The 24,940-nt window shown below is 74.2% G+C and carries 16 protein-coding genes; 8 read left to right on the top strand and 8 right to left on the bottom strand.

Going from position 1 to position 24,940, the window contains the following annotated elements; genetic code table 11:
- Positions 1-969: 969 nt before the first annotated feature.
- Complete coding sequence (locus IF01_RS43940; RefSeq protein WP_094745576.1) at positions 970-2,055, bottom strand: HAD family hydrolase; 1,086 nt, start codon at positions 2,053-2,055, stop codon at positions 970-972.
- A 717-nt stretch (positions 2,056-2,772) separates the two neighbouring features.
- Here IF01_RS43940 and IF01_RS0116200 point away from each other — a divergent pair.
- On the top strand, positions 2,773-3,252 hold the full coding sequence (locus IF01_RS0116200; RefSeq protein WP_051742585.1) for a universal stress protein: 480 nt from the start codon (positions 2,773-2,775) through the stop codon (positions 3,250-3,252).
- Positions 3,253-3,662: 410 nt separating this feature from the next.
- Here the strand turns inward: IF01_RS0116200 and IF01_RS0116195 are convergent, their stop codons facing one another.
- The 4 genes from IF01_RS0116195 to IF01_RS0116180 all read right to left on the bottom strand — a co-directional run bounded on the left by IF01_RS0116195 (position 3,663) and on the right by IF01_RS0116180 (position 10,169).
- A complete protein-coding gene (locus tag IF01_RS0116195; RefSeq protein WP_030394127.1) occupies positions 3,663-4,850 on the bottom strand; it encodes an acyl-CoA dehydrogenase family protein in 1,188 nt (395 codons plus the stop codon).
- 210 nt (positions 4,851-5,060) lie between these two features.
- Entirely contained in the window at positions 5,061-6,080 is a 1,020-nt protein-coding gene (locus tag IF01_RS0116190) for a hydroxymethylglutaryl-CoA lyase (protein WP_094745571.1), read from the bottom strand.
- Positions 6,077-8,332, bottom strand: a complete 2,256-nt coding sequence (locus IF01_RS0116185; RefSeq protein ID WP_051755452.1) for an acetyl/propionyl/methylcrotonyl-CoA carboxylase subunit alpha — start codon at positions 8,330-8,332, stop codon at positions 6,077-6,079. The genes IF01_RS0116190 and IF01_RS0116185 overlap by 4 nt, the downstream gene beginning before the upstream one ends.
- 115 nt (positions 8,333-8,447) lie before the next feature.
- A complete protein-coding gene (locus IF01_RS0116180) occupies positions 8,448-10,169 on the bottom strand; it encodes a carboxyl transferase domain-containing protein (protein WP_233290405.1) in 1,722 nt (573 codons plus the stop codon).
- Between the two features lie 134 nt (positions 10,170-10,303).
- Between IF01_RS0116180 and IF01_RS0116175 the strand changes: the two genes are divergently transcribed.
- Both IF01_RS0116175 and IF01_RS41810 read left to right on the top strand, forming a co-directional pair.
- Positions 10,304-11,020: an SACE_7040 family transcriptional regulator gene (locus IF01_RS0116175; RefSeq protein ID WP_030394123.1), complete on the top strand. Its 717-nt coding sequence runs from the start codon at positions 10,304-10,306 to the stop codon at positions 11,018-11,020.
- Between the two features lie 285 nt (positions 11,021-11,305).
- Positions 11,306-15,436, top strand: a complete 4,131-nt coding sequence (locus IF01_RS41810; protein WP_244215527.1) for an ABC transporter ATP-binding protein — start codon at positions 11,306-11,308, stop codon at positions 15,434-15,436.
- Positions 15,437-15,527: 91 nt separating this feature from the next.
- Here IF01_RS41810 and IF01_RS0116165 read toward each other — a convergent pair whose 3' ends face one another.
- Positions 15,528-16,583 (bottom strand): ATP-grasp domain-containing protein, encoded by a 1,056-nt coding sequence (locus IF01_RS0116165; RefSeq protein ID WP_030394121.1) that lies wholly within the window; start codon positions 16,581-16,583, stop codon positions 15,528-15,530.
- 176 nt (positions 16,584-16,759) lie between these two features.
- On the opposite strand from IF01_RS0116165, the gene IF01_RS0116160 reads away from it, so the two are divergent.
- Entirely contained in the window at positions 16,760-17,296 is a 537-nt protein-coding gene (locus IF01_RS0116160) for an NUDIX hydrolase (RefSeq protein WP_030394120.1), read from the top strand.
- Here IF01_RS0116160 and IF01_RS0116155 read toward each other — a convergent pair.
- Together IF01_RS0116155 and IF01_RS0116150 are read right to left on the bottom strand one after the other, a co-directional pair.
- Positions 17,263-18,231 carry a hypothetical protein gene (locus IF01_RS0116155; RefSeq protein WP_030394119.1) on the bottom strand — a complete coding sequence of 323 codons (969 nt, stop codon included), beginning with the start codon at positions 18,229-18,231 and terminating at the stop codon, positions 17,263-17,265. The two genes, IF01_RS0116160 and IF01_RS0116155, sit on opposite strands and share 34 nt — an antisense overlap.
- 228 nt (positions 18,232-18,459) lie before the next feature.
- Positions 18,460-19,581, bottom strand: coding sequence for an ABC transporter substrate-binding protein (locus IF01_RS0116150; RefSeq protein WP_244215526.1), 1,122 nt, complete (start codon positions 19,579-19,581; stop codon positions 18,460-18,462).
- Positions 19,582-19,984: 403 nt separating this feature from the next.
- Here IF01_RS0116150 and IF01_RS0116145 point away from each other — a divergent pair, with 403 nt between their 5' ends.
- The 4 genes from IF01_RS0116145 (at position 19,985) to IF01_RS0116130 (ending at position 24,698) form a co-directional block, all read left to right on the top strand.
- The gene (locus IF01_RS0116145) at positions 19,985-21,499 is read left to right on the top strand and encodes an APC family permease (RefSeq protein ID WP_051755451.1); all 1,515 of its coding nucleotides are present in this window, start codon (positions 19,985-19,987) and stop codon (positions 21,497-21,499) included.
- Positions 21,500-21,761: 262 nt separating this feature from the next.
- Positions 21,762-22,859 carry a tryptophan--tRNA ligase gene (gene trpS / locus IF01_RS0116140; protein WP_030394116.1) on the top strand — a complete coding sequence of 366 codons (1,098 nt, stop codon included), beginning with the start codon at positions 21,762-21,764 and terminating at the stop codon, positions 22,857-22,859.
- A 77-nt stretch (positions 22,860-22,936) separates the two neighbouring features.
- On the top strand, positions 22,937-23,899 hold the full coding sequence (locus tag IF01_RS0116135; protein ID WP_030394115.1) for a S66 peptidase family protein: 963 nt from the start codon (positions 22,937-22,939) through the stop codon (positions 23,897-23,899).
- A gap of 82 nt (positions 23,900-23,981) precedes the next feature.
- On the top strand, positions 23,982-24,698 hold the full coding sequence (locus IF01_RS0116130; protein WP_051755449.1) for a nucleoside/nucleotide kinase family protein: 717 nt from the start codon (positions 23,982-23,984) through the stop codon (positions 24,696-24,698).
- The last annotated feature ends 242 nt before the right edge of the window (positions 24,699-24,940 follow it).

The following is a 24,940-nucleotide window of genomic DNA, read 5'->3' as shown; positions in this document are numbered from 1 at the left end:
GAGTGACGGGTGTTGGCGGTGGAGGCCTGGGAGCCGGTGCCTCTCGCGGAACGACCCACGATGCCGGCCACGGGCTGGCCGCTGTCAGGACCCGCGTCGCTCCTGCTCACCCTGCTCAAGGCGCTCAAGCCCCCTCGGTGGTGTGGTGTGGTGGTGCGGCACTGCTGGCCAAGATCGAATCTATCGGGTGGACCGTTGCCGTTGTGACAAGTTCACCATCCGACGCTATGTCGACATGGCAATTTGGCGTGATGCATTCGATCACGAAGCGTGGCACCCGTCGACCCTTCTGGGAAGAGGGTCGGTGCAACGGTGGCTGGTTGTCGCGGGACGGGTCCTGGGGCGTCCGGCTCCGACGCACCCGGCCGGTGCGCCTGGGCTGCGGATTTGCCCAAGGGCAGGGGACCCGGGCGAGATTGACCGAAAATCGGCGGTGCACGCAAGGGGCGCACAGCCCCGGAGCATGCGCCGCCCAGGCTTCATTCGGCCAGTGCCGGGGCCGGGAAACGGGAACTGGTGACGTCGCGTCACCGGGCTCCCGCAGAGATCGCCGCCGGCTCGAACCGGCCAACGGCGGCGGCCTCGTGCGGGCGCCGGACCGGCCACGATGTCCGCGCGGAGGCCGGTCTGCGGTGAGGGGCGACCTCGGGTCGGCCTGCCCGTACACGAACAGGCCGTACCGGAACCGGAACTGACGGTGTCGATCCCGGTTCGGCGGGGCGGTCGGAAGGCAGTCGGCGGGCGGGGCCGGGCGGGACCCCGGCCCGGTCGATCGGGGCGTGACCGGTCCGGCCGGCGCCGGCCCGACCCCGGGCTCCCGCCGGACCGGTGGCCGCTTCCGGATCGAACTGCTGACGGAGGGTGAGGTCGTCCGCCCTCGGGCCGACCGGGGCGGCGGATCGGTCGGCCTGTCGGTCGGCGGGTCGGTCGAGCTGTGGGCTCCGGGGTGCCGCCGGGACGCGTGAGGCGCTACCCGGCGCGGGCCGGGCTCGGCTCCGAAGCGTCCGGAGCCGGCGGCGAGGGCGGCGACGCCGGCCGGACGGGGAGCGGGACCGGCGGCGGCGTCGTTCCGGGGCGGCTGTCGGGCCGCCGGGCAAACCCGTCGGACCGGTTTCGGACAGCGGATCCGGCCGCCGCGACGGACGAGGCATCGCCGTCGGCGTGCGCGACAGAAGGCGCATGCCCGCCGTCCAGGGCGGACGGCAAGAACTGCACGCCGTGGTGCGCGCCGCTCTGCGCCGTCGGACCCGGCTCCACGGCAGCCGCGCTCGCGACCGAGCGGCTCACGGACGACCGGTTCGCGACCGACGGGCCCACGGCCGGCCGGCTCGCGAACGACCCGCGCCGCCCACCCGTCGCCCCGGCCCGCACCGCCGGCCGGGGCGACGGGGCACCGCGGGCGGCCAGCACCTGCCCGACCGCCTCCGGCAGACCGGCCGCCTTGAGGGTGGGCCGGTAGCCGGGCTCGGCCCAGGGGCGGCCGTGGTGCAGCCAGACGCTCCGCAGCCCGGCCAGCTCGGCACCGGCGATGTCGGCGGGGGCGTGGTCCCCGACCATCCAGGTGTGCGAGGCCCAGTCCCCGGTCGGTGCGACGCCGCACCGCTGCGCCGCGATCTCGAAGATCAGCGGGTCCGGCTTGAGGCAGTCGGCCTCCTCCGAGATCACCCAGCCGTCGACCATCGGCCCGAGGCCGGTCCGCCGGATCTTCTCCAACTGGGCCCCGGTGCCGCCGTTGCTGACGATGCCCAGCGTCCACCCGGCGGCGCGCGCGACCCGGAGCGCGTCGAGATTGCGCGCCGGGCAGTGGATGTGGGCGTTGATGCCGCGCCGGTAGTGCGCGAGCAGCCGGTCGAGCGACTCGTCCAGGCCGTAGCGGCGGCGGGCGGCGGACAGTACGGTGCTGCGCGGCACGTAGCCGCCGCCGTCGATGGTGGCGAGCCACTCGACGTCGGAGGGCGGCAGGGCCCGTTCGAGCAGGAAATCCTGAGCCCAGGCCCGGAATGCGGCGTCCCTGGGGAGCAGCGTGTTGTCGAGGTCGAGCAGGAGCAGGGGCATGTCGAGCATGGTGCCAGCGGCCGTGCCTATGCATCTGGCAAATGCCCGGCGCCGTCGCGAACCCGTACGTATTGGCTGAAACGGGTGCCGGGACCGTTCGGCTCCGCACGGTCCCGAGCGTCGGCGTGCGGCCCGCGCCGCCTCACTGCCCGGTGACGGGCCCGCAACGGATCGTCATCGATCCATGACAGTCCGGTCACGGTGTCCCGGAGTCCTGTTGCGCCACCCGGTCCGCTCAGTCAAGCTCCAGGGAACCTCCTTCGCCGGAGGGGCGTTCTCGCGCTCGGGCAAGGGGCGCACGGCCGTCGGCACGCGCATCCCTCGTTCGCGGGAAGAGTGTCGCCCCGAGGCCGCGTGGGTGGGCGGTACGCCCCGCCCGACGTACTCTGAAAGGAACAGGTCACAAACGGTGGTGCTCGGTGCAGACCGACGACTTCCCGTGGGCGGGCCTGCCGCTCGGGCAGCGTTGTCCTCTCCTGTCGGCCCATCTCCTTCGAAGAGCCTTGTGCCATGGCTGGTTCTGAGCACTCCCGACCGGGGGAACCGGGCGCGGACGCCCGGAGCGGTGGTTTCGCCCGACCCCTTCGCAACCTCGCGCGCCGCGGCCGCTCCGCTTCCGGCTCCCGCCAGCGGCGGGACGCTCGACGGTCCGGCCCCCAGGAGCCCTCGGTGACCGGCCGGCCGGGACCGGGCGCCGACCGCCCGGACACCGCCGGCCTGCCCGGCGCGGCCGGAGAGGCCGCCGTCCGGGAGGCGCCCGCCAAGGCCTGCGACCCCGCCTTCCAGCACGGTGTGGTGGTGGGCTTCGACGGCTCGCTGTCCAGCGAGCGCGCCCTCGCCTACGCGGTGGGCATGGCCCGCCGCTCGCAGTGCGGGCTGGTGATCGTGCACGTCGCCAACCGGCTGCCCGCCACCGTGTGGGCCGGCTGCGAACCGCCGGTCTTCGTGGACCTCCCCGACCACCGGACGGAGGTGCTCGGCCTGGAGCTCGCCTGCGCGGACTTCCTCTCCGGAGTGCCCTGGATCCTGGTCGAGCGGGGTGGCGACATCTGCCACGAGATCGAGGAGGTCGGCCGGGAGTTCGCCGCCGACGCGATCGTGGTCGGCACGACGCACGGCCTGCTCGGCAAGATCTTCGGCTCGGTCTCCGGCCGCCTCGCCCGCCGCGCCAACCGCCCGGTGATCGTGATCCCCTGAGGCCCGGGGTGCCGCTCCTGGGCCGCGGCGTCGTGGGCGGCCGCCGCACCGGTTGACGAACCAGGCCGAGTACCGGCCGACCGTCATGACCCTCAGGGCGCTCAGGTCCTCGGCGCGCCGATGGTCTGCGGTGGTGAACAGCCGCTTGTGCGAACGCCGTTGGGCACGGCCGACTGCTCGGTCGCCATCCCGGCTTGCAGCAGCCCGCAGCAGCCCGCAGCGGCCCGAGATCCGGGTCGGTCGACGCCCTGCCGACTCCGGGGGTGCTGACCGCCGCCCTGTCGGTGCGGCGGTGGTGACTCCTTCCTCTCTCCGGGCGCCCCGCTGGGCGCCCTCTCGACCGTGGTGCCCGCCCTCCGCGTCGTCCCCTGCGGACGACGCGGAGGGCCGGACAGGGACCTGCCGCAGCCTCAGGAGACGCCGAGCTCCCGCGCGATGAGCATGCGCTGCACCTCCGAGGTGCCCTCGCCGATCTCCAGGATCTTGCAGTCCCGCCAGAAGCGGGCGACGGGGAATTCGTTCATGAAGCCGTACCCGCCGTGGATCTGGGTCGCCTCGCGGGCGTTGTCGACGGCGGCCTCCGACGAGTACAGCTTGGCGATCGCGGCCTCCTTCTTGAACGGTTCCGAGTGCAGCAGCCGGGACGCGGCGTCCCGCCAGGCGAGGCGGGAGGTGTGGGCGCGCATCTCCATGTCGGCGAGCTTGAACTGGATGGCCTGGTTGGCGCCGATGGGCCGGCCGAAGGCGCGGCGGGTACCGGCGTAGAGGACGGACTGGTCGACGCAGCCCTGGGCCAGGCCGGTGGCCAGGGCGGCGATCGCGATACGGCCCTCGTCGAGGATCCGCAGGAACTGGGCGTAGCCGCGACCTCGCTCGCCCAGCAGGTTGGCCGCGGGAACGCGGCAGTCGGTAAAGGACAGTTCGCGGGTGTCGGATGCGTTCCATCCGACCTTCGAGTACTTCTTCGACACCTGGAACCCGGGAGTCCCGGTGGGCACGATGATGGAGGAGATTTCGCGCCGGGGCGAGGAGAATTCGCCCTCTTCACTCGAACGAGCGAGCGGTTCGGTGAGCGCGGTGACGGTGACCAGACCCGTGATGTCGGTGCCGGAGTTGGTGATGAAGCACTTGGTGCCGTTGATCACCCACTCGTCGGTGGCCTCGTCGTAGCGGGCGGTGGTGCGGGTCGCCCCGGCGTCGGAGCCGCCCTCGGGCTCGGTCAGGCCGAACGCGCCGAGCAGCTCGCCGGAGGTCAGCCGGGGCAGCCACTCCCGCTTCTGCTCCTCGGTGCCGAAGCGGAAGATCGGCATCGCGCCGAGCGAGACCGCCGCCTCCAGGGTGATCGCGACCGAGGAGTCGACCCGGGCCAGCTCCTCCAGCACCAGGCAGAGCGCGAAGTAGTCGCCGCCCATGCCGCCGTACTCCTCCGGGAACGGCAGGCCGAACAGGCCCATCCGCCCCATCTCCCGCACGATCTCGTAGGGGAACTCGCCCCGCTCGTAGTAGTCGCCGATCTTCGGCGCGACCACGTCCTGGGCGAATTCGGCCACGGTGCGCCGCAGTTCCTCGTACTCGGTGTTCAACCGGTGGTCGAGCATGGTGATCCTCCTGGTGCCCCGCCGGGGTGGGCGCGGGCGTGGTCGGGGCGACCGCCGTCCGTGCGGGTGTGACGGACGGCCGGCAGTGCGAAGAGCGGACGAACGGGGGTGGACCGGTCGGCGGTCGAACGGCCGGGTCCACCGGGTGCGTCGGCCGGGCGGGCAGTCGCCCGGCCGACGGGCGGGACGGTCGGTGCGGTCGGTGCGGGGTCAGTCCGAGGCGCCGGCCTCGGCGGCGTCGAGCAGGGCCTGCACCGTGCGGGACGGGCTCGGGCGGCCGAGCCGGCGAGCCATCCAGCCGCTGGTGGCGACCAGGGCGCGCAGGTCGACGCCGGTCCGGATGCCGAGGCCGTGCAGCATCCACACCAGGTCCTCGGTGGCCAGGTTGCCGGTGGCGCTCTTGGCGTAGGGGCAGCCGCCCAGCCCGCCGGCGGACGCGTCCACGGTGGTGACCCCGGCGCGCAGCGCGGTCAGGGTGTTGCTGAGCGCCTGGCCGTAGGTGTCGTGGAAGTGCACCGCCAGCCGGTCGACCGGCACGCCCGCCGCCGCGAACCCGTCGAGCAGGTCGGTGACCTGGCCCGGGGTGGCCACGCCGATGGTGTCGCCGAGGCTCAGCTCGGCGCAGCCCATCTCCAGCAGCCGCAGACCGGACCGGACCACCTGGGCGACCGGGACCGGACCCTCCCAGGGGTCGCCGAAGCACATCGACAGGTAGCCGCGGACCGGGACCCCGGCCGCCGAGGCCCGCTCCACCACGGGGCGGAACATCGCCATCGCCTCGTCCGCCGAGCGGTTGAGGTTGCGGCGGGCGAAGGTCTCGGTGGCGCTGGCGAACACCGCGACATCGGTGGCGTGGTGGGCCAGCGCGCGGTCGAGCCCGCGCTCGTTGGGCACCAGCACCGGCAGCCGCAGCCCGGGGTGGCGGTCCGGGAGGCCGGCCAGCCGGGGCATCAGCTCCTCGGCGTCGGCGAGCTGGGGCACCCATTTCGGATGGACGAAGCTGGTGGCCTCGACGGTGCGCAGCCCGGCGGCGGCCAGCCGGTCGATGAACTCGGCCTTGACCCCGACCGGGACGAGGGCGCTCTCGTTCTGCAGTCCGTCGCGCGGACCGACCTCGTGGATCCGGACCTCCTCGGGCAGGCCGGGGGCGCGGACCGGGGCGGGCAGGCCCAGGTCGAGGGCGTCGGGTTCGCGCGCGGGGCCGGCGCCTCTCGGCGCGGTGGCGGTCACGACCGCACCGCCGGGACGGGCCCGTCGGCCGCCGGGCCGGACTCGGCCGCGGCCTCCGCGGGGGTGACGACGACCAGCAGCTCCTCCATCGCGACGGTGGCGCCGGCGGCGGCCCGGAGCTCGCTCACCGTGCCGTCGTGCGGGGCCGAGATCACGTGCTCCATCTTCATGGCCTCCAGGACGAGCAGGGGCTGGCCCTTGCGGACCGACTCCCCGGCGGTGGTCTTGACGACCGTGACGGTGCCCGGCATCGGCGCGGTCAGGGCGCCGTGGTGGGCGGCGCCGTCGGCGGCGCCCTCGCCGACCGGGTCGTGGCGGTGCACCGGCCACGCGTCGCCGTCGACGCCCAGCCAGGTCACCGCTCCGGCGGCCGCGGCGGTGCGGTCCTCGGCGAGGGCGAAGCCCGTCCGCAGGCCGTCGACGGTCAGCCGGAGGCCGTCGTCGGAGCTGTCGGCCCGGGCCCGCCGGACCGGTCCGGAGCCGAGCCTGATCTCGACCTCGGCGGCGGCCCCGGACGGATTGTCGGTGGCCTCCGCTACGTTGCTCGCAGTGATCGGACGGATGCTCACCGACACCGGGTCCTGGCCGGGGACGCGGAGCCGGTGGGTGGTCCAGGCGGGGTCGCCGCCGAGGCGCCAGCCGGAGGGAAGGGAGAACGGGTCGGTCCAGCCGTCGGCGTCGGCGGCGGGGGTGAGGTCCAGGTGCCGCGCGAGCGCGGCCGCGTAGTAGAGGAGGTGGGCCGGTGCCGGTTCCTCCGGCGGCAGGGAGCCGGCGGGCTCGGGGCTCGTCGCCGGGTCCGCGGCCGCGGTGGCCGGGGAGTACGGCGAGGCGAGCAGTCCGGGATCGAGCTGCGCCGTCTGCTCGACCAGGCCGGTGTCGAGTCGTCCCGCGGCGACCTCGGGGTGTGCGAGGAGCCGTCGCAGGAAGCCGGTGTTGGTGGTGACGCCGAGGATCCGGGTGTCCGCGAGGGCGGCGCGCAGGCGCCGCAGCGCGGTCGGGCGGTCGGGCCCGTAGGCGATGACCTTGGCGAGCATGGGGTCGTAGGAGCTGGTGATCACGGTCCCGGGGGCGACCCCGGAGTCCACCCGGATGCCTTCGCCCCGCGGTTCGTCGAGGAGCAGGATGCGTCCGCCGGTGGGCAGGAAGTCCCGTTCCGGGTCCTCGGCGCAGATCCGGGCCTCGATGGCGTGGCCCTGGAAGGAGATGTCGGACTGGGTGAAGGTGAGGGGTTCGCCGGCGGCGACCCGCAGCTGCCACTCGACCAGGTCGAGCTGCCCCGAGCCGGCCACGGCGACGGCGAGTTCGGTGACGGGGTGTTCCACCTGGAGACGGGTGTTCATCTCCATGAAGAAGAAGTCCCGCACGCCCTCCGTGGGGGTGGGGGAGTCCGGGTCGATGCCGGGGACGATGAACTCCACGGTGCCGGCGCCGGTGTAACCGCAGGACTCGGCGGCCCGGACGGCCGCGGCGCCCATGGCGGCGCGGGTCTCGGCATTGAGCAGGACGGAGGGAGCCTCTTCGATCAGCTTCTGGTGGCGGCGCTGCAGGCTGCACTCGCGCTCGCCGAGGTGGACGGTGGTGCCGTGGGCGTCGGCCAGCACCTGCACCTCGATGTGGCGCGGCCGGTCGACCCAGCGCTCCAGCAGCAGGGTGTCGTCGCCGAAGGCGGTACGGGCGACGCGCCGGGCGGCGGCGATCTCGGTCGGCAACTCGGCCGGGTCGCGGACCAGGCGCATGCCCTTGCCGCCGCCGCCGGCGGAGGGCTTGAGCAGTACGGGGTAGCCGATCACGTCGGCCGCCGCGAGGAGGTCCTCGTCGGTGGGTGCGGCGGCCTGGCTGCCCGGGACCACCGGGACGCCGGCGGTCCGCACGGCCTCCTTGGCGTTGATCTTGTCACCCATCAGCTCGACCGCAGCGGGAGGAGGACCGATGAAGACGAGGCCGGCGTCGGCGCAGGCGCGGGCGAAGGAGGCGTTCTCGGCGAGGAAGCCGTAGCCGGGGTGGACGGCCTGGGCGCCGGTCCGGCGGGCGGCGGCGAGGATCTGGTCGGTCCGCAGGTAGGTCTCGGCGGCGGAGCTGTCGCTGCGGTCGGCCGGGCCGAGCCGGACCGCGACGTCGGCCTCGCGGACGTGCGGCGCGTCGGCGTCGGCGTCGCTGAACACGGCGACCGAGCGCACGCCGAGCCGCCGCAGGGTGCGGATCACCCGGACGGCGATCTCACCGCGGTTGGCGACCAGAACTGTGTCGAACATGGGAGGCGTTCCTCCGGGTCGAGGGGGCCGTACGAAGGAGGTGGCGGGACACCGGGTGGGTGCCGGGCACCGGGGAGGGCGGCGGAGCGGGTGGGCCGCCGCCCCGGGCGGAGCGCTACATGCGGAAGACGCCGAACGGGCCGGGCGCCGGGAGCGGGGCGTTGGCGCAGGCGGTGAGGGCGAGGCCGAGGACGGTCCGGGTGTCCATCGGGTCGATCACGCCGTCGTCCCAGAGCCGGGCGCTGGCGTAGTAGGCGTTGCCCTGGCGCTCGTACTGCTCGCGGACGGGGCGCTTGAACTCCTCCTCCGCCTCGGTGGCCCACTCCTCGCCCTGGGCCTCCAGCTGGTCGCGGCGGACGGTGGCCAGCACCGACGCGGCCTGCTCGCCGCCCATCACCGAGATCTTGGCGTTCGGCCACATCCACAGGAAGCGGGGTGAGTAGGCCCGGCCGCACATCGAGTAGTTGCCGGCCCCGTAGGAGCCGCCGATGACCACCGTCAGCTTCGGGACGCGGGTGCAGGCGACGGCGTTGACCATCTTGGCGCCGTGCTTGGCGATGCCGCCCGCCTCGTACTGCCGGCCGACCATGAAGCCGGTGATGTTCTGCAGGAAGAGGAGGGGGATGCCGCGCTGGTCGCACAGCTCGATGAAGTGGGCGCCCTTGAGGGCCGACTCGGCGAACAGCACGCCGTTGTTGGCGACGATGCCGACCGGGTGGCCGTGGATCCGGGCGAAGCCGGTCACCAGGGTCGCGCCGTACTCGGCCTTGAACTCGGCGAACCGGCTGCCGTCGACCAGCCGGGCGATCACCTCGCGCACGTCGTAGGGCGTGCGCGGGTCGACCGGGACGGCCCCGTACAGGCCGGCCGGGTCGACGGCCGGCGGCTCGGCCGGGGCGAGCGGCCACGGGCGGGCGGCGCGCGGGCCGAGCCCGGCGACGATGGTGCGGACGATGGAGAGGGCGTGGGCGTCGTCCTCGGCCAGGTGGTCCGTGACGCCGGAGGTCCGGGAGTGCAGATCGCCGCCGCCCAGCTCCTCGGCGGTCACCACCTCGCCGGTCGCCGCCTTCACCAGCGGCGGTCCGCCGAGGAAGATCGTGCCCTGGTTGCGGACGATGACGGCCTGGTCGCTCATCGCCGGGACGTACGCGCCGCCGGCCGTGCAGGAGCCCAGCACGGCGGCGATCTGCGGGATGCCCGCGGCGGAGAGGCGAGCCTGGTTGTAGAAGATCCGGCCGAAGTGGTCGCGGTCCGGGAAGACCTCGTCCTGCATCGGGAGGAAGGCACCGCCGGAGTCGACCAGGTAGACGCAGGGGAGGCGGTTCTCCAGCGCGACCTCCTGGGCGCGCAGGTGCTTCTTGACCGTCATCGGGTAGTAGGTGCCGCCCTTGACGGTGGCGTCGTTGGCGACCACCACCACCTCGCGCCCGGCGACCCGGCCGATCCCGGCGATCACCCCGGCGGCCGGGGCGGCGCCGTCGTACATCCCGTCGGCCGCCAGCGGGGCGAGTTCGAGGAAGGGGGAGGCCGGGTCTAGCAGGGTGTCCACCCGGTCGCGGGGGAGCAGTTTGCCCCGCGCGGTGTGGCGGGCGCGGGCCTTGGCGCCGCCCCCGAGCGCGGCCGTGCCGAGCTTCTCGCGGAGTTCGGCGACCAGGGCCCGGTGGGCGTCGGTGTTCGTCCGGAACGCCTCGGACCCGGGGTCGGCGGCGGTGTCGAGCCGGGGCGCCGGTGCGTCCGCGCCCGGTGCGCCGCGGCCGTGGGCCGCGCCGCCCGCCGGGGTGCCGGCCGCCGCGCTGCCATTGATGCCGGTGGGTGCGCCGACAGTGGAGATGACCATCCCAAGAGCTCCCTTGCCCTCGGCGGCAGGTGGGCCGACAGGGCCGGTGAGCCCGCGACCCCCACACGTTAATGAACGTTAACTTCCGTCGCCCAGGTTAACCACCGATAACGCGACTGTCTACGATGGTCGGCATGCCGAACGTCCCATCCGCCTCCGGGCTCGCACGCCGCGACCAGATCCGCAGGGAGGCCGCCCGACTGTTCGCGGCCCGGGGCTTCCTCGGCGTGGGCGTCGACGAGATCGGCAAGGCCGTCGGCATCAGCGGCCCCGGCCTCTACCGGCACTTCGCCGGCAAGGACGCGATGCTCGCCGACCTGCTGGTCGGCATCAGCGAGCGACTGCTGGAGGAGGGGCGCCGCCGGGCGGGCGGCAGCGAGGGCCCGGCCGCCGCCCTGGACGCGCTGATCGGCGGCCACGTCGACTTCGCGCTCGACGACCGCGACCTGATCACGCTGCACGACCGGGAACTGCTCAACCTCCGCGACGAGGACCGCAGGACCGTCCGCCGCCTCCAGCGCGCCTACGTGGAGCTCTGGGTGGAGGTGGTCCGCCAGGCCTGTCCGCCGCTCGCCGCCCCCACCGCCGAGCCGGTCGCCCGGGCGGCCGTGCACGCCGTCTTCGGGCTGATCAACTCGACTCCGCACAGCCACGGCCCGAACCCCGCCCAGGGGGACGAGCGCGTCGGGCTCACCCGCGACGCGATGGCCGCCCTGCTGCACGACCTCGCCCACGGCGCGTTCTCGGCGGCCGCCGACTCCGTCGCCGCCCGCAGCGGCCTCGGCAATCCGGCCCCCGCCGACGCCGCCGCCGACCCCACCGCCGACACCGCCGACGCCGCACGGGCCTGACCGGCCGGCCCGGCCGCCCCGCCCGCCCCTCGGGGCCGTTGCTCCATTCGGGGGCAGGCCGGGTCGGACGTCCGGCCTAGGACCAAGGGCGGTCCGCCCCCTGCGTCGGTGGACGGTGGGCGGCGCCCGCTCCATCGGCGACCCTGGTAACGAGCGCCGGTCCGGCCCGGCGGGAATCACCGCAGGCCGCAGGCTGTTGGCCCGTCCGTCGGGCCGGGACCCCCGGCGCGTCCTGGCCTGAAAATCCATGGCGGTCACCCGACGGAATGGTTAGCATCCCTAAATATGCCTGAGACTCACGGATCTACGGTGGAGCTTTCCCCGAGCGGCACCCGAACCGGCACCCCGGGCGCGGACGGCGCCACGAACGACGCGGGCACCTCGCCGGACAGGCCCGGGGCCGGGCGTGCCCGGGCGGACCGGAAGCACGGACCGTCCACGACCGCCCCCGACGACTCCGGCGCGCCGGTCGGCGCCGACGACCCCGAGGGCGCGGGCTGGCTCCGACGGCTGCTCGGCTACTGCTGGCGCTCCCGACGCGCGGTGCTGCTCGCCTTCGGCGCCTCGCTGCTCGGCATGGCCGTCACCGCCCTGGTGCCCCTGGTCACCAAGCTGATCATCGACGACGTCATCACCGCGCACTCCCGGCCGCTGGCCCCGTGGGCCGTCGTCCTGCTGCTGGCCGCCGCCGTCGTGTTCGGCTGCACCCAGGTCCGCCGCTACTACGGCGGACAGCTGGCCGTCGACGTCCAGCACGACCTGCGCGCGGACCTCTTCCGCTCGCTCGGCAGACTCGACGGCCACCGCCAGGACCGGCTCGACACCGGACAGGTGGTCGGCCGCGCGACCTCCGACCTCCAACTGGTCAACGGGCTGCTCTCGATGCTGCCCATGATGACCGGCTACCTGCTCATGTTCGTCATGTCGCTCGGCGTGATGCTCTGGCTCTCGCCGCCGCTCACCCTGGTCGCGCTGGTGATGGCCCCGGTGCTGTGCTGGATCTCGACGCTCAGCCGCAAGCGGCTGTTCCCCTCCACCTGGGCCGCCCAGCAGGAGGCCGCGGCCGTCGCCGGGGTGGTGGACGGCGCGATCGGCGGCGTGCGGGTGGTCAAGGGCTTCGGCCAGGAGGGGCAGGAGCTGGACAAGCTGGAGACGGCCTCGCGCAACCTCTTCGCCGCCCGGCTGCGCTCGATCCGGCTCAACAGCCGCTACAACCCCGCCATGCAGGCCGTTCCGGCGCTCGCCCAGGTGGCGGTGCTGGCCTTCGGCGGCTGGCTGGCGGTCGAGGGGCAGGTCTCGCTCGGCACCTTCGTCGCCTTCTCCACCTACGTCGCGCAGATGACCGGCCCGGTCCGGATGCTGACCATGGTCATCACGGTCGGCCAGCAGGCCCGGGCCGGTGTGGAGCGGGTGCTCCAGCTGATCGACGAGCGGCCGCTGGTCCGGGAACGCCCGGACGCGGTCGTCCTCGACCTGGCCGCGGAACCGGCCGCCGGCACCGCCGCACCCGACGCCACCACGCCCGCCGGTCCGGACGCCACCACGCCCGCCGGTCCGGACGCCACCACGCCCGCGGGTCCGGACGCCACCACGCCCGCCGCCCCGCGCGTCGTCGGACCGCTCACCACCGAAGTGGCGCTGGAGTTCGACCGGGTCGAGTTCCGCTACGACCCCGAGCACCCGGCCCCGGTCCTGCACGGCCTCAGCCTCCGCCTCGCCCCCGGCGAGACCCTCGCCCTGGTCGGCTCCTCCGGTTCGGGCAAGTCCACCGTCGCGCAGCTGGTGCCCCGGTTCTACGACCCGGCGGACGGCGCCGTCCGCCTCTACGGCCACGACCTGCGCGACCTGACCCTCGACTCGGTCCGGTCGGCCGTCGGCATCGTGCCCGAGGAGAGCTTCCTCTTCTCCGAGACCGTCCGCACCAACATCGCCTACGGCCGCCCGGACGCCACCGACGAGCAGGTCGTCGCGGCCGCCCGCGCCGCCCAGGCCGACGAGTTCGTCCGGGCGCTGCCCGACGGCTACGAGACCAAGGTCGGCGAACAGGGCCTCACCCTGTCCGGGGGCCAGCGCCAGCGCATCGCCCTGGCCCGGGCGATCCTCACCGACCCCCGGATCCTGCTGCTCGACGACGCCACCTCGGCCGTGGACCCGCAGATCGAGGCCGAGATCCACGACGCGCTGCGCTCGGTGATGGCCGGCCGCACCACCCTGCTGATCGCCCACCGCCGCTCCACCCTCCAGCTGGCCGACCGGATCGCCGTCCTGGACCACGGCCGCCTGCTCGACATCGGCACGCACGAGGAACTCGACGCCCGATGTCCCCGCTACCGGGCCCTGATCACCGACCCCGAGGCGGGCCGGACCACCCCCGCCGCACCCCCGGCGGCACCCGAAGCGGCCGAGCCGCCCACAACCGCCGCCGCAGAGCCTGCCGCCGCGGAACCCACCCAGGACACCGGCGCCACCGCCGGCACCGACCCGAGCACCCCCACCCCCGCCATGCCCACCCCGGCCCTGGCCAAGGCCGCCCGCACCGCCGCACCCGAACTGCTCGCCCGGGTCGCCGCCCTCCCGCCGGCCACCGACCACCCGGAGATCCCCCGCGCCGAGGCCGAGCGGGGAGACCCCGACTTCAGCCTCCGCCGCCTGCTGCGCCCCTTCCGGCTCCCGCTCGCCCTGGCGCTGCTCCTGGTCGCCCTGGACGCTGGCGCCGGCCTGGTGCTGCCGATCCTGATCCGGCACGGCATCGACGACGGCGTCAGCAAGGGCGTCATGACCGGGGTCGCCGTCGCCTCGCTCGCCGCCCTGGTGATCGTCCTGCTGGACTGGCTGGTGCAGGGCGCCGAGAACCGGGTCAGCGGCCGCACCGGCGAGCGGGTGCTCTACTCGCTCCGGCTCAAGATCTTCGCCCACCTCAACCGGCTCGGCCTCGACTACTACGAGCGTGAACTCTCCGGCCGGATCATGACCCGGATGACCACCGACCTGGACTCGCTCACCTCGTTCCTGCAGACCGGCGTGGTCACGGCGGTGGTCAGCCTGCTGACCTTCCTCGGCATCTTCGCCGCCCTGCTGGTGATCGACGCCGGACTCGCCCTGGCGGTCTTCGCGGTGCTGCCGCTGCTGGCGGTCGCGACCCTGGTGTTCCGCCGGAAGTCCAAGGCCCAGTACGAGATCTCCCGGGACCTCATCAGCACGGTCAACGCGGACCTCCAGGAGAACGTGGCCGGCATGCGGATCGTCCAGGCGTTCCGCCGGCTGGACGCCAACACGGACCGCTTCGTCGCCCGGGGCATCGCCTACCGGGACGCCCGGGTCCGGGCGCAGCTCTACATCTCGCTGTACTTCCCGTTCGTGCAGTTCCTCTCCAGCGTGGCCGCCGCGCTGGTGCTGATCATGGGTGCCTCGCGGGTGGACGCCGGGACGCTCACCGTCGGCGCGCTGGTCGCCTACCTGCTCTACATCGACCTGTTCTTCGCGCCGGTCAACCAGCTCTCCCAGGTGTTCGACGGCTACCAGCAGGCGGCGGTCGGCCTCGGCCGGATCCGCGAGCTGCTGCGCACCCCGACCAGCACCGCGCAGGCGGCCGACCCGGTGCCCGTCCCGGCCGGGCTCCGCGGCGAGATCGAGTTCGACCGCGTCGGCTTCGCCTACAACGGCGGCGCGGACGGCGCCCCGGCCGTCCTCACCGACATCAGCCTGCGGATCCCGGCCGGGCAGACGGTGGCGCTGGTCGGCGAGACGGGGGCCGGCAAGTCGACCCTGGTCAAGCTGGTCGCCCGGTTCTACGACGCGACGTCCGGCACCGTCCGGGTCGACGGCGTCGACCTGACCCGCTACGACCTCGCCGAGTACCGGCACCGGCTCGGGGTGGTGCCGCAGGAGGCCTACCTGTTCGCCGGGACGGTGCGCGAGGCCATCGCGTACGGCCGCCCGGGCGCCTCGCCGGAGGAGGTGGAGGAGGCGGCCCGTGCCGTCGGCGCGCACGACATGATCCTCCGGCTGTCCGGCGGCTACGAGCACGAGGTCGCCGGCCGGGGGCGGAACCTCTCGGCGGGTCAGCGCCAGCTGATCGCGCTGGCCCGGGCCGAACTGGTCGATCCGGACATCCTGCTGCTGGACGAGGCCACCGCGGCGCTCGACCTGGCCACCGAGGCGGCGGTCAACCACGCCGCGGACCGGCTCAGCGGTGGACGCACCACCCTGGTCATCGCGCACCGGCTGACCACCGCCGAGCGCGCGGACCGGGTGGTCGTGCTGGACCACGGCCGGGTGATCGAGGACGGTACGCACAAGGAACTGCTGGCCCGGGGTGGGGCGTACACCCGGCTCTGGCAGGCCTTCGTGGCGGAGGGGCACCACCGGTCCGCCACGGCGTCCGCCCCTGTCCCGGACGTGATCGCCGGAGCGTGAGCGGCCGGGGCGGGGCGGGCGGTCCTCACGACCGCCCGCCCCGCCCCGAACGCACCCCAACCACCTTCCCCGGCCACCCGCCCCCGGTCGTTCACGCCGCGAGCAGCGCGATCAGCAGCCTCGAAGGATCGATCCCCCGGGGCAGCTCGCTCACCTGCCCGTCACCGACCTCGACCACCCGCCAGCCGGAGCCGTCCGCCCGCTCGGCCAGGTCGGTGGTGACGAACCGGCAGCCGAGCGTCCGCACCGGCGGCCGCACCCCGGACAGGTCGGGGGCGGACGGGCAGCCGGGCAGGTCCGGATGCGGTCCGACCAGCACCGGTTCGCCGTCCAGCCACCACACCCGCGACTCCACGGCCCGCCGTCGCCCGCCCCGGCCGTCGTCCGGCAGCCCGGGGTCCTGGGCCCGGAGCCGCCCGGAACCACCGGACGGCGCGTCGTCGGCGTCCCACACCACCCGGGTGAACTCCTCGAACCGCCGCAGCACCACGCCCCCGGCCAGGTAGGGGCCCTGCAGTTCCACGAACCGGGCGACCACCCGGGCCACGGCCGGAAGGTCCGCCAGCTCCGGGACGAAGCAGGCCTCGCCCCACTCGTCCTTGCGGGACTTCACGTAGTCCTTGACGATCGCCGGTCCCCGCCCGCCGAGCCGGGCGACGGCCGCCGCCAGCCGCTCCGGACCGGGCGGCGCGATCCCGGCCCCGTCCCCACCGCCGCTCCCGTCCGCACCATCGCTCGCCTCCCCACCGCCGCCCGCCGCTCCGCTGCCGCTGCCGGCCCCCGCCAGCGGCAGCCAGACGCTCTGCGGCGTCGCCCCCTCGAACACCCCGTACCAGCCCGGCAGTTCGTGTGCCGAGGCATACCCGGGCGGGCTGGTCAGCAGATGCCCGCCGCGTTCGGCCAGGGCGGCGGCGAAGGCCGCGTAGCGGTCCGAGGGGAGCATCCACCCCCGGTACCAGAACGGTCCGCGGCCCGCCGGGACCCGGTCGACGGCCGCGCGGGCGTCACCGGCGAGCAGCGCGTCGTGGTCGACCAGGTGGTGCTCACCGCCCAGGTCCCGCAGCAGCCGGGCCTCCCGGACGAACTGGGGATCGATCCGGCGCGGGTCCAGCGGATGGGAGGGGAGGAGGAACGCGGGTGCGGGCATGGGCGTCAGGGTACGGCCAGGGGCAGCCCGTCGAGCCGTCAAAACCCCGACGCCACCGGCCCTGACCGGCCCTGACCGGCCCGGCCGGGCCGTCGTCGCCACCGGCCGCCGCCACCGGCCGGGAGGGCGGCGGAATCCGTTCGACGGCCGCAGCGCACCGCTGGCAGAGTGACCCGATGCGAAACCTGTGGCGAAACGCGCGAAGGACCCCACGCCGGGCCGCCAGGACGGTCGTCCTGGACGAGCACGGCTCCGTCTTCCTCCTGCGTTCGGACAACAGCGAGGTCGGCGTGCACTGGACCATGCCGGGCGGCGGCATCGAGGCCGACGAGACGCCGTGGGCGGGGGCGCGCCGCGAACTCTGGGAGGAGACCGGCTGGTCGGACCTCGAACCCGGTCCGCTGCTCTGCACCTGGGAACACGACTTCACCTGGCACGGCACGCCGGTCCGTCAGCACGAGCACATCTACCTCACCGACGGCCCGCACCGGGGCCCGGTCGGCGACGTCAGCGCGGTGCACGCCGCCGACCGGATCCTCGACTGGCGCTGGTGGACCCCGGCGGACCTCGCGGACGAGAACGCGGACGCCCTCTGGCCGCCCCGGCTGCCGGAGCTGCTGGCCGAGGTGCGGGAGGGCTGGCTCACCGAGCGGCGCGAACCCCGGCCCGTCGATCTCGGCTACATCCCGAACGGTGGGTCCGTCCGCTCCTGAGCGGCGGTCCCGTCGGCCCCGAACGCCTGGAGCGGGCGCCGCCGGCCGCGTCGGCCCGGCCGCCCGGGCGGGCCGACCCGCCAGTCCCGGAGCTCCAGCTCCCGGTCGTGCAGGGCGCCGGGGTTGATCACGACGGAGAGCCGCGCCTCCGTGAGCTGGTCGAAGGCGAGGCCGGTGGCGCTCAGCAGCAGCTCGGTCGGTACCGAGACGGCGATCGCGGGCCGCCAGGCGGGCAGCACGACCAGACAGGTCCCCCGGCCGAGCCGGAGGAGCTCGGCGGTCGCCCGGACGGCGGGCCGCTCCTCGGCGCGGCCCGGGCGCCCGCCGGCGTCGGGCAGCTGGGGGGTGCCACCGATCAGCACGCCCAACGGGGCCTCGGCCGCAGCCGTCCTCGGTCGGGGAGCGTCCCGGTCGCCGTCGGTGCGCGGTCCGGGGACGACCGGCGCGCCGGTGGCCGGCGCCGGACCGGTGCGCGCGCTGTCGGGCCGGACGGGGGCGGCCACCGTCTGCGGATGCAGCAGGCGGAGGCGGCGCGACGGCGAGGGCCGCCGGCTGACGGCGGTGCGCGGCTCCTCGTGGGGCGCCCGCAGCACCGGGACCGTCCGCTCCTGGACGGCCGGCGGCTGCCGGAGCCAGGGGGACGCCTCGCCGGACCTGCCCGCCCCGGCCGACCCGCCCGTCGCGCTCGTCCCGCCCGCCTCGGCAGCCGGGGACGGGTCGGACGCTTCGGACCCGCCGTCGGCGTCCCCGGCGCGCGGCCGCGGCACCGAGCCGCCCGGCAGGACGCCGGTCGCGCCGCCCGTCCGGCCGTCGGTGCCCGTCGCCGTGATCGAGCAGCGGGTCGCCCCGTCCACCGGGGCGGCGGCGTCGAGCGCCGGGGGAGCGGGTGGGGCGGACGGCAGCCGGTCGGCGGCGGTCCGGTCGAGCGTGGTCATTGGCACGGGCCCTTCGGGGTACGGTCCCGTCGATCCTCCCGCACCGGGCGACGTGCTCCAAGCGCGTTTCCGCCCCCTGCGCCCCACAACACCGTCACGCCCCACGAGTCCCCCTCGTACCACCGGTCCCACCTGCACAACACCCTGACGTCCCATCGGGCTCCCCGGTTCCCACGCCCGGTCTGCCTTTCCGGCCTCCCGCCCGGCCCTCCCCCCGGAGGGTGCCGGTCAGGCGCCGGGTGCCACGAAGCCCTTCAGGTCGGACAGGACAACGTTCGCGGCGGCCACGCCGAGCCCGAGGAACCAGGTCTCGTCCGGGACCGGCCGCGCCTGGCCGGACTTGACCGCGCCCAGGGTCTTCCAGAGCGCCCCGCCGAGCACCGCGTCCTGGTTGGTGGAGCTGGGCGTGCCGTAGACCCCGTAGAAGATCCAGTCGGCGTCCGCCTTGTCGATCTGCTCGGGGCCGATCTCCACCGCGAGCTCCTTGACCTGCTCGATCGCGGGCTGCGGCAGCCGGACGTCGGTGAGGACGGTGCCGATGAAGGACAGCTCCGCGTACAGCCGGGTCTTGCCCGGCATGAAGCGCAGCGGCGTGATGGTGGGCCGCTTGTCGCCGAGCGCGGCGCCGATCGCCGCGGCCGCCGCCTGGTAGGCGTCCAGCTGGGCCCTGGCTTCCGCCTCCAGGCCGAACGGGCTCGCGTTGAGCAGGAAGTTCTGCTTCCACGGGTAGCCGGGGCGCAGCGAGAAGACGGTCGGCGCGATCTTGGAGAGCTGCTGGTACTGGTCCTGGGCGCGCAGCTGGCTGCCGAGGATCAGGTCCGGCTTGAGTGCGGCGATGGCCTCCAGGTTGAGGCTGTTGATGGTGCCGACGGCGGCGGGGCTGCCGGCCCTGTCCTTGAGGTAGGACGGCATGTTCTTGGAGCCGTCGGTGTGGACCACGCCGACCGGCTGGATGCCCAGCGACACGACGTTGTCGAGCTCGCCGGTGTCGAGGACGACGACCCGGGTCGGCTTCGCCGGGAGGACGGTCTCGCCCAGCGCGTGCCTGATCGTCCGCGGGTAGACGCCGGGTGCGGCGTCGGTGCCGAAGCCCTTCATCTTCTCGATCACGGTGGCGTAGTCGTCGCCGCCCTGCTTGACGGACTTCTGGTCGGGCGCGGAGCCGCCGGAGGGCTTCGCCGCGCCGCCGCCGGAGCCGCCCGATCCGGTCGATCCGCCGGAGCCGCCCGAGCCGCCGCAGGCGGTGAGGAGTCCGCCGAGGCCGAGGACGGCGCCGCCGGTGAGCGCCGCGGTGAGCAGGGCCCGTCGGCCGGGGCGGGGGGTGGTCGGGTGGCCGGGAGTGGGGGACACGCGGCGCTCCTTCGGGGGCGGAATGTGGTGAGGCAAGGCAAACCTATCCGACGTCCCCGAACGATCCCGCGCCGCGTCCACCGGGCCCGCCGGGCCGATGGCAAAACGTCTCAAAACGTGACACAGCGGGCAAATCAATTCGGTAACAACCCTTTGAAATAAAGGTACACGCCTTAACACCCCATGCATCATCGGCCAACGTCCGGCTCTGCAGGGGTGAATCGAAGGGAGTGGTTCAAATCACCAAGGGTTGGCCTACTCAACCTTCGGTACCCGCACCTAGGGTGCGCAGGTGTTTGATCAGCAGCTCTCAGAGCACGGAAGCAGCGGCCGGGCAACGGCGCCCGCCGCTCCGCAGGGTGCCCCGGTCAGTGGTGCCAGTGGTGGAGCCCCCGACCCGGGGGTGGCGGGGGCGACGGGGGCAGCGGGGGACAAGGGCCTACGGGGCAACTCCGTCGGCCTGCTGAGCAGCGTGGTCCTGGGCGTCTCCACGGTCGCCCCGGTCTACTGCCTGACCGCCACCCTGGGACCGACGGTCACCGCCGTCGGCGTCCAGATGCCGGCGGTCTTCCTGGCCGGCTTCCTGCCGATGCTGCTCGTCGCGTTCGCGTACAAGGAACTGAACAAGGACTTCCCGGACTGCGGCACGTCCTTCACCTGGACGGTCAAGGCCTTCGGCCCCCGCGTCGGCTGGATGGCCGGCTGGGGCCTGACGGTCGCCACCATCATCGTGCTGTCCAACCTCGCCGGGGTGGCCACCGACTTCCTCTACCTGATGCTCGGCGAGATGACGGGCAGCGGAGCCGTCGCCGACCTCAACGACAACAAGGCCGTCCATCTGGCCACCGTCGTCGTCCTGATCGCCGCCGCCACCGCGATGAGCTACCGCGGCATGACGGCCACCAAGTGGTTCCAGTACAGCCTGGTCGGGCTCCAGCTCGCCGTCCTGCTGCTGTTCGCCGGCATCGCCATCGGCAAGGCCGCCACCGGCGACCTGCCCGACTCCATCGGCTTCTCCGCCTCCTGGCTCAACCCGCTCGAGGTGGGCTCGTTCAGCGCCTTCACCGCCGGCCTGTCGCTCTCGATCTTCATGTACTGGGGCTGGGACACCTGCCTCACCATGAACGAGGAGACCAGCGGCAGCGCCAAGACCCCGGGCCGGGCCGCGATGATCTCGATGGTCACCCTGGTCGGCTCCTACCTGCTGGTCGCCGTCGCCGCCCAGATGTTCGCCGGCGTCGGCAGCACCGGCAACGGCCTCGGCAACCCGGACACCGCCGACAACGTCTTCTCCGCCCTGGCCCGCCCGGTCCTCGGCTCGCCGTGGAGCATCCTGCTCTTCCTGGCCGTCGTCGCCAGCGCCGCCGCCAGCCTGCAGACCACCTTCATCCCGGTCGCCCGGACCCTGCTCGCGATGAGCGCCTACCGGGCCGTGCCGCCCCGCTTCGGCACCGTCCACCCGCGCCACCGCACCCCCGGCTTCGCCACCCTCGCCGCCGGCGCCGCCACCGCCGTGTTCTACGTCGGCATGAGCGTGATCAGCGAGAACGTCGTCCAGGACACCATCCTGGCCCTCGGCCTGATGATCTGCTTCTACTACGCGCTGACCGCCTTCGCCTGCGTCTGGTACTTCCGCCACTCGCTCCGGGACAGCCTGCGTGACCTCGTCCTCAAGGGCCTCGCCCCCCTGCTCGGCGGCCTCCTGCTCGCCGGCGTCTTCCTGCAGACCCTCACCGACGCCTGGGACCCGGAGTACGGCAGCGGCGCCGTGTTCGGCATCGGCTCGGTGTTCGTCATCGGCGTCGGAATCCTGCTGCTCGGCGCCGTCCTCATGTTCGTGTACAGCGCCTACCGGCCCGCGTTCTTCCGCGGCGAGACCCTCCGCCAGGACACCCCCGCCCTCGTCGTCGAGGACTGACGGGCGACGGAGCAGCGCGGAAAGCGGCAGCACGGAGAGCCGCGGCGCGGAAGCGGAAAACCGGCGGCGGTCCGGCACCCGCGACCGCTACCCTCGAACCCATGAAGCGCTTCGCAGGTCTCGACTGGTGGCCGTCCTAGGACGGCCACCAGCCACGCCTGACCAGGGCCGTCCGGGATGGACGGCCCTGCTGCGTTTCTCCGACGGGACGGGCCCCGAGCCCCGGACGGCCGCGACCACCGCCGTACCGAGGAGAAACCCCGTGACCACCGTGACCACCGCGACCGCCGCGACCGCCGCGACCGCCGCGACCGCCCCCGCCGACCCGAGCCACCTGACCGACCTGGACGAGGGCATCCGCGCCGACCCGGCCGCCCACCGCGTCCTCACCGGCGACCGCCCCACCGGCCCGCTCCACCTCGGCCACTACTTCGGCAGCCTCCGCAACCGCGTCCACCTCCAGCGCCTCGGCGTCGAGATGCTCCTCGTCATCCCCGACTACCAGGTCATCACCGACCGGGACCTCGCCGACCGCCTCGCCGAACACACCGAGAACCTCGTGGTCGACTACCTCGCCACCGGAATCGACGCCGACCGCGCCACGATCTTCACCCACAGCTCCGTCCCCGCCCTCAACCAACTGCTGCTGCCCTTCCTCAGCCTGGTCAGCGTCGCCGAACTCCACCGCAACCCCACCGTCAAGGACGAGATCGCCCACTCCAGCCAGGCCGCCGTGAACGGACTGATGCTCACCTACCCCGTCCACCAGGCCGCCGACATCCTCTTCTGCAAGGCCGACCTCGTCCCCGTCGGCAAGGACCAGCTGCCGCACCTCGAAGTCGCCCGCACCGTCGCCCGCCGCTTCAACGAGCGCTACCCGCACCCCGACGGCACCCCCGTCTTCCCCCGCCCCCGCGCCCTGCTCTCCGCCGCACCGCTGCTCCTCGGCACCGACGGCGGCAAGATGAGCAAGAGCCGCGGCAACTCCGTCCCGCTCGCCGCCGACGAGGACACCACCGCCCGCCTCCTCAAGGGCGCGAAGACCGACGCCGACCGCCGCATCACCTACGACCCCGTCGGCCGCCCCGAGGTCGCCAACCTCCTCCTGCTCGCCGGCCTCTGCCAGGACCGCGCCCCCGAGGAACTCGCCGAGGAGATCGGCGACGGCGGCGCCGCCGCCCTCAAGCGCACCGTCACCGAGGCCGTGAACGAACACCTCCGCCCGATCCGCGCCCGCCGCGCCGAACTCGCCGCCGACCGGGGCCACATCCGCCAGGTCCTGCGCACCGGCTCCGAACGCGCCAACGCGATCGCCGACGCCACCCTCACCGAAGTGCGGGCCGTCATGGGATCGCTGTGAACGCGTCAGGGGCGTAACCTCTCGGGGCCGGTCCCGCGCCGGCCCCGAGAGCCCCCCGTCCCGGAAGGAACCCGGCCATGGACCAGCACCCGACCACCCCCGGCCGAGGGCTGACCCGCCCGCCGCACCTCCGCCCCGGGGACCACATCACCGTGGTCGCCACCAGCGGCCCCATCGACCCGGAGCGGCTCAGCGCCGGCACCGACGTCCTCCGCTCCTGGGGACTGCGCGTCACCGTCGCCCCGCACGTCCTCGACACCCACCCCGTCCTCGGCCACCTCGCCGGCACCGACGCCGACCGCGCCGCCGACCTCCAGGCCGCCTGGCTCGACCCCACCGTCGACGCCGTCATCTGCGCCCGCGGCGGCTACGGCGTCCACCGCATGGTCGACCTCCTCGACTGGGACGCAATGCGCGCCGTCCCGCCCAAGATCCTCATCGGCTTCAGCGACGTCTCCTCCCTGCACGAGGCCTTCGCCCAGCAACTCGGCCTCGCCACCCTCTACGGACCGATGAGCGCCACCGCCGGCTTCATCGGCGACGCCCGCACCGCCGAACACCTGCGCCGCACCCTCTTCGACCCCGCCGCCACCACCGTCATCACCTCGCCCACCGCCGCCACCCTCGTCCCCGGCCGGGCCCGCGGCGTCACCGCCGGCGGCTGCACCCACGTCCTCGCCGCCGAGCGCGGCACCCCCGCCGCCCGCCCCTCCTACGCCGGCAGCATCCTCGTCCTCGAGGACGTCAACGAGCACCCGTACCAGCTCGACCGGCTCCTCACCCAGTTCCTGCGCTCCGGCGCCTTCGACGGCGTCGCCGGGATCGCCCTCGGCTCCTGGGAGGGCTGCGGCCCGCTCGACCGGGTCCGCGACGTCATGCTCGACCGGCTCGGCCCGCTCGGCGTCCCCGTCGTCTGGGAGCTCGGCTTCGGCCACTGCCCGTCCACCCTCACCGTCCCGCTCGGCGTCCCCGCCCTGCTCGACGCCGACGCCGGCACCCTCACCCTGGACCTGCCCGCCCTCGCCGAACGCCCCGTGTAGCCGGGGCCGCCCGCAGGACCGTCCCCCGGGATCGGTCGCCGGGGTCGGCCCGCCGCGCTCGCCCGCTGAGTAGGGTTCGCCCATGAACGCGGACCGCACCACCGGGGACCGCACGGGGGACACCCCCGGCGCCGACAGCCTGACGGCCCTCGCCCTCGGCCTGCTGCGAGGCCCCGGGAGCGAGGCCCGCACCATCCTCGGTCTCGCCGGCCCGCCCGCCGCCGGCAAGTCCACCCTGGCCCGGCACCTCGTCGCCGAGGTCGAGCGCCGGGAGGGCCCGGGCAGCGCCGCCTACCTCCCCCTGGACGGCTTCCACCTCTCCGCCGCCCAGCTCGACCGCCTCGGCCTGGGCCACCGCAAGGGCGCACCCGCGACCTTCGACGCGCACGGCTACGTCGCCCTGCTGCGCCGGGTCGCCACCGAGCGCTTCCAGGACATCTACGTCCCCGACTTCGACCGCGACCTCGACGAACCGGTGGCCGCCCGCCACGTCGTCCACCCGCGGGCCCGCCTGGTCGTGACCGAGGGCAACTACCTCGCCTCCGCCGACCACCCCTGGCCGGAGGCCCGCCGACTGCTGCGCGAACTCTGGTACGTCGAGGCCGACGACGCCGTCCGGGAGGCCCGCCTCCTCGGCCGCCACCGCGCCGGCGGCCGGGACGAGGCCACCGCCCGCCGCTGGGTCACCGGCAACGACCACCCCAACGGCGAGTACGTGAAGGCCGGCCGTGCCGTCTGCACCCGCATCGTCCGGACGGACTGTTTGCCTTTGCCTCCGAACGGGCGTAGTGTTCTGTAGTCGCTCGGCAGGGAGCACCGGACACGCATCGCGGGCCGAGGCGTGTCGTTATTTCTTTCGATACGTTCCGGCTCAGGGTCTATTAGGTGTGCCTGTTTTCAAGGATTGCGGCCGGATTCGCTTTTCGGAGCGGGGATCGGCTAGAGTTTGAAACGTCGGACGGGGCGTCAAGCCGCAGAAGACACCAGCGAGTTGGACGAAGGAAGCGCCGGGAACGGCACGGAAAACATCTGATAAGCTGG

Source organism: Kitasatospora purpeofusca (genome assembly GCF_000718025.1).
GTDB classification, from domain to species: domain Bacteria; phylum Actinomycetota; class Actinomycetes; order Streptomycetales; family Streptomycetaceae; genus Kitasatospora; species Kitasatospora purpeofusca.
This window is presented reverse-complemented; position numbering and strand designations above follow the sequence as displayed.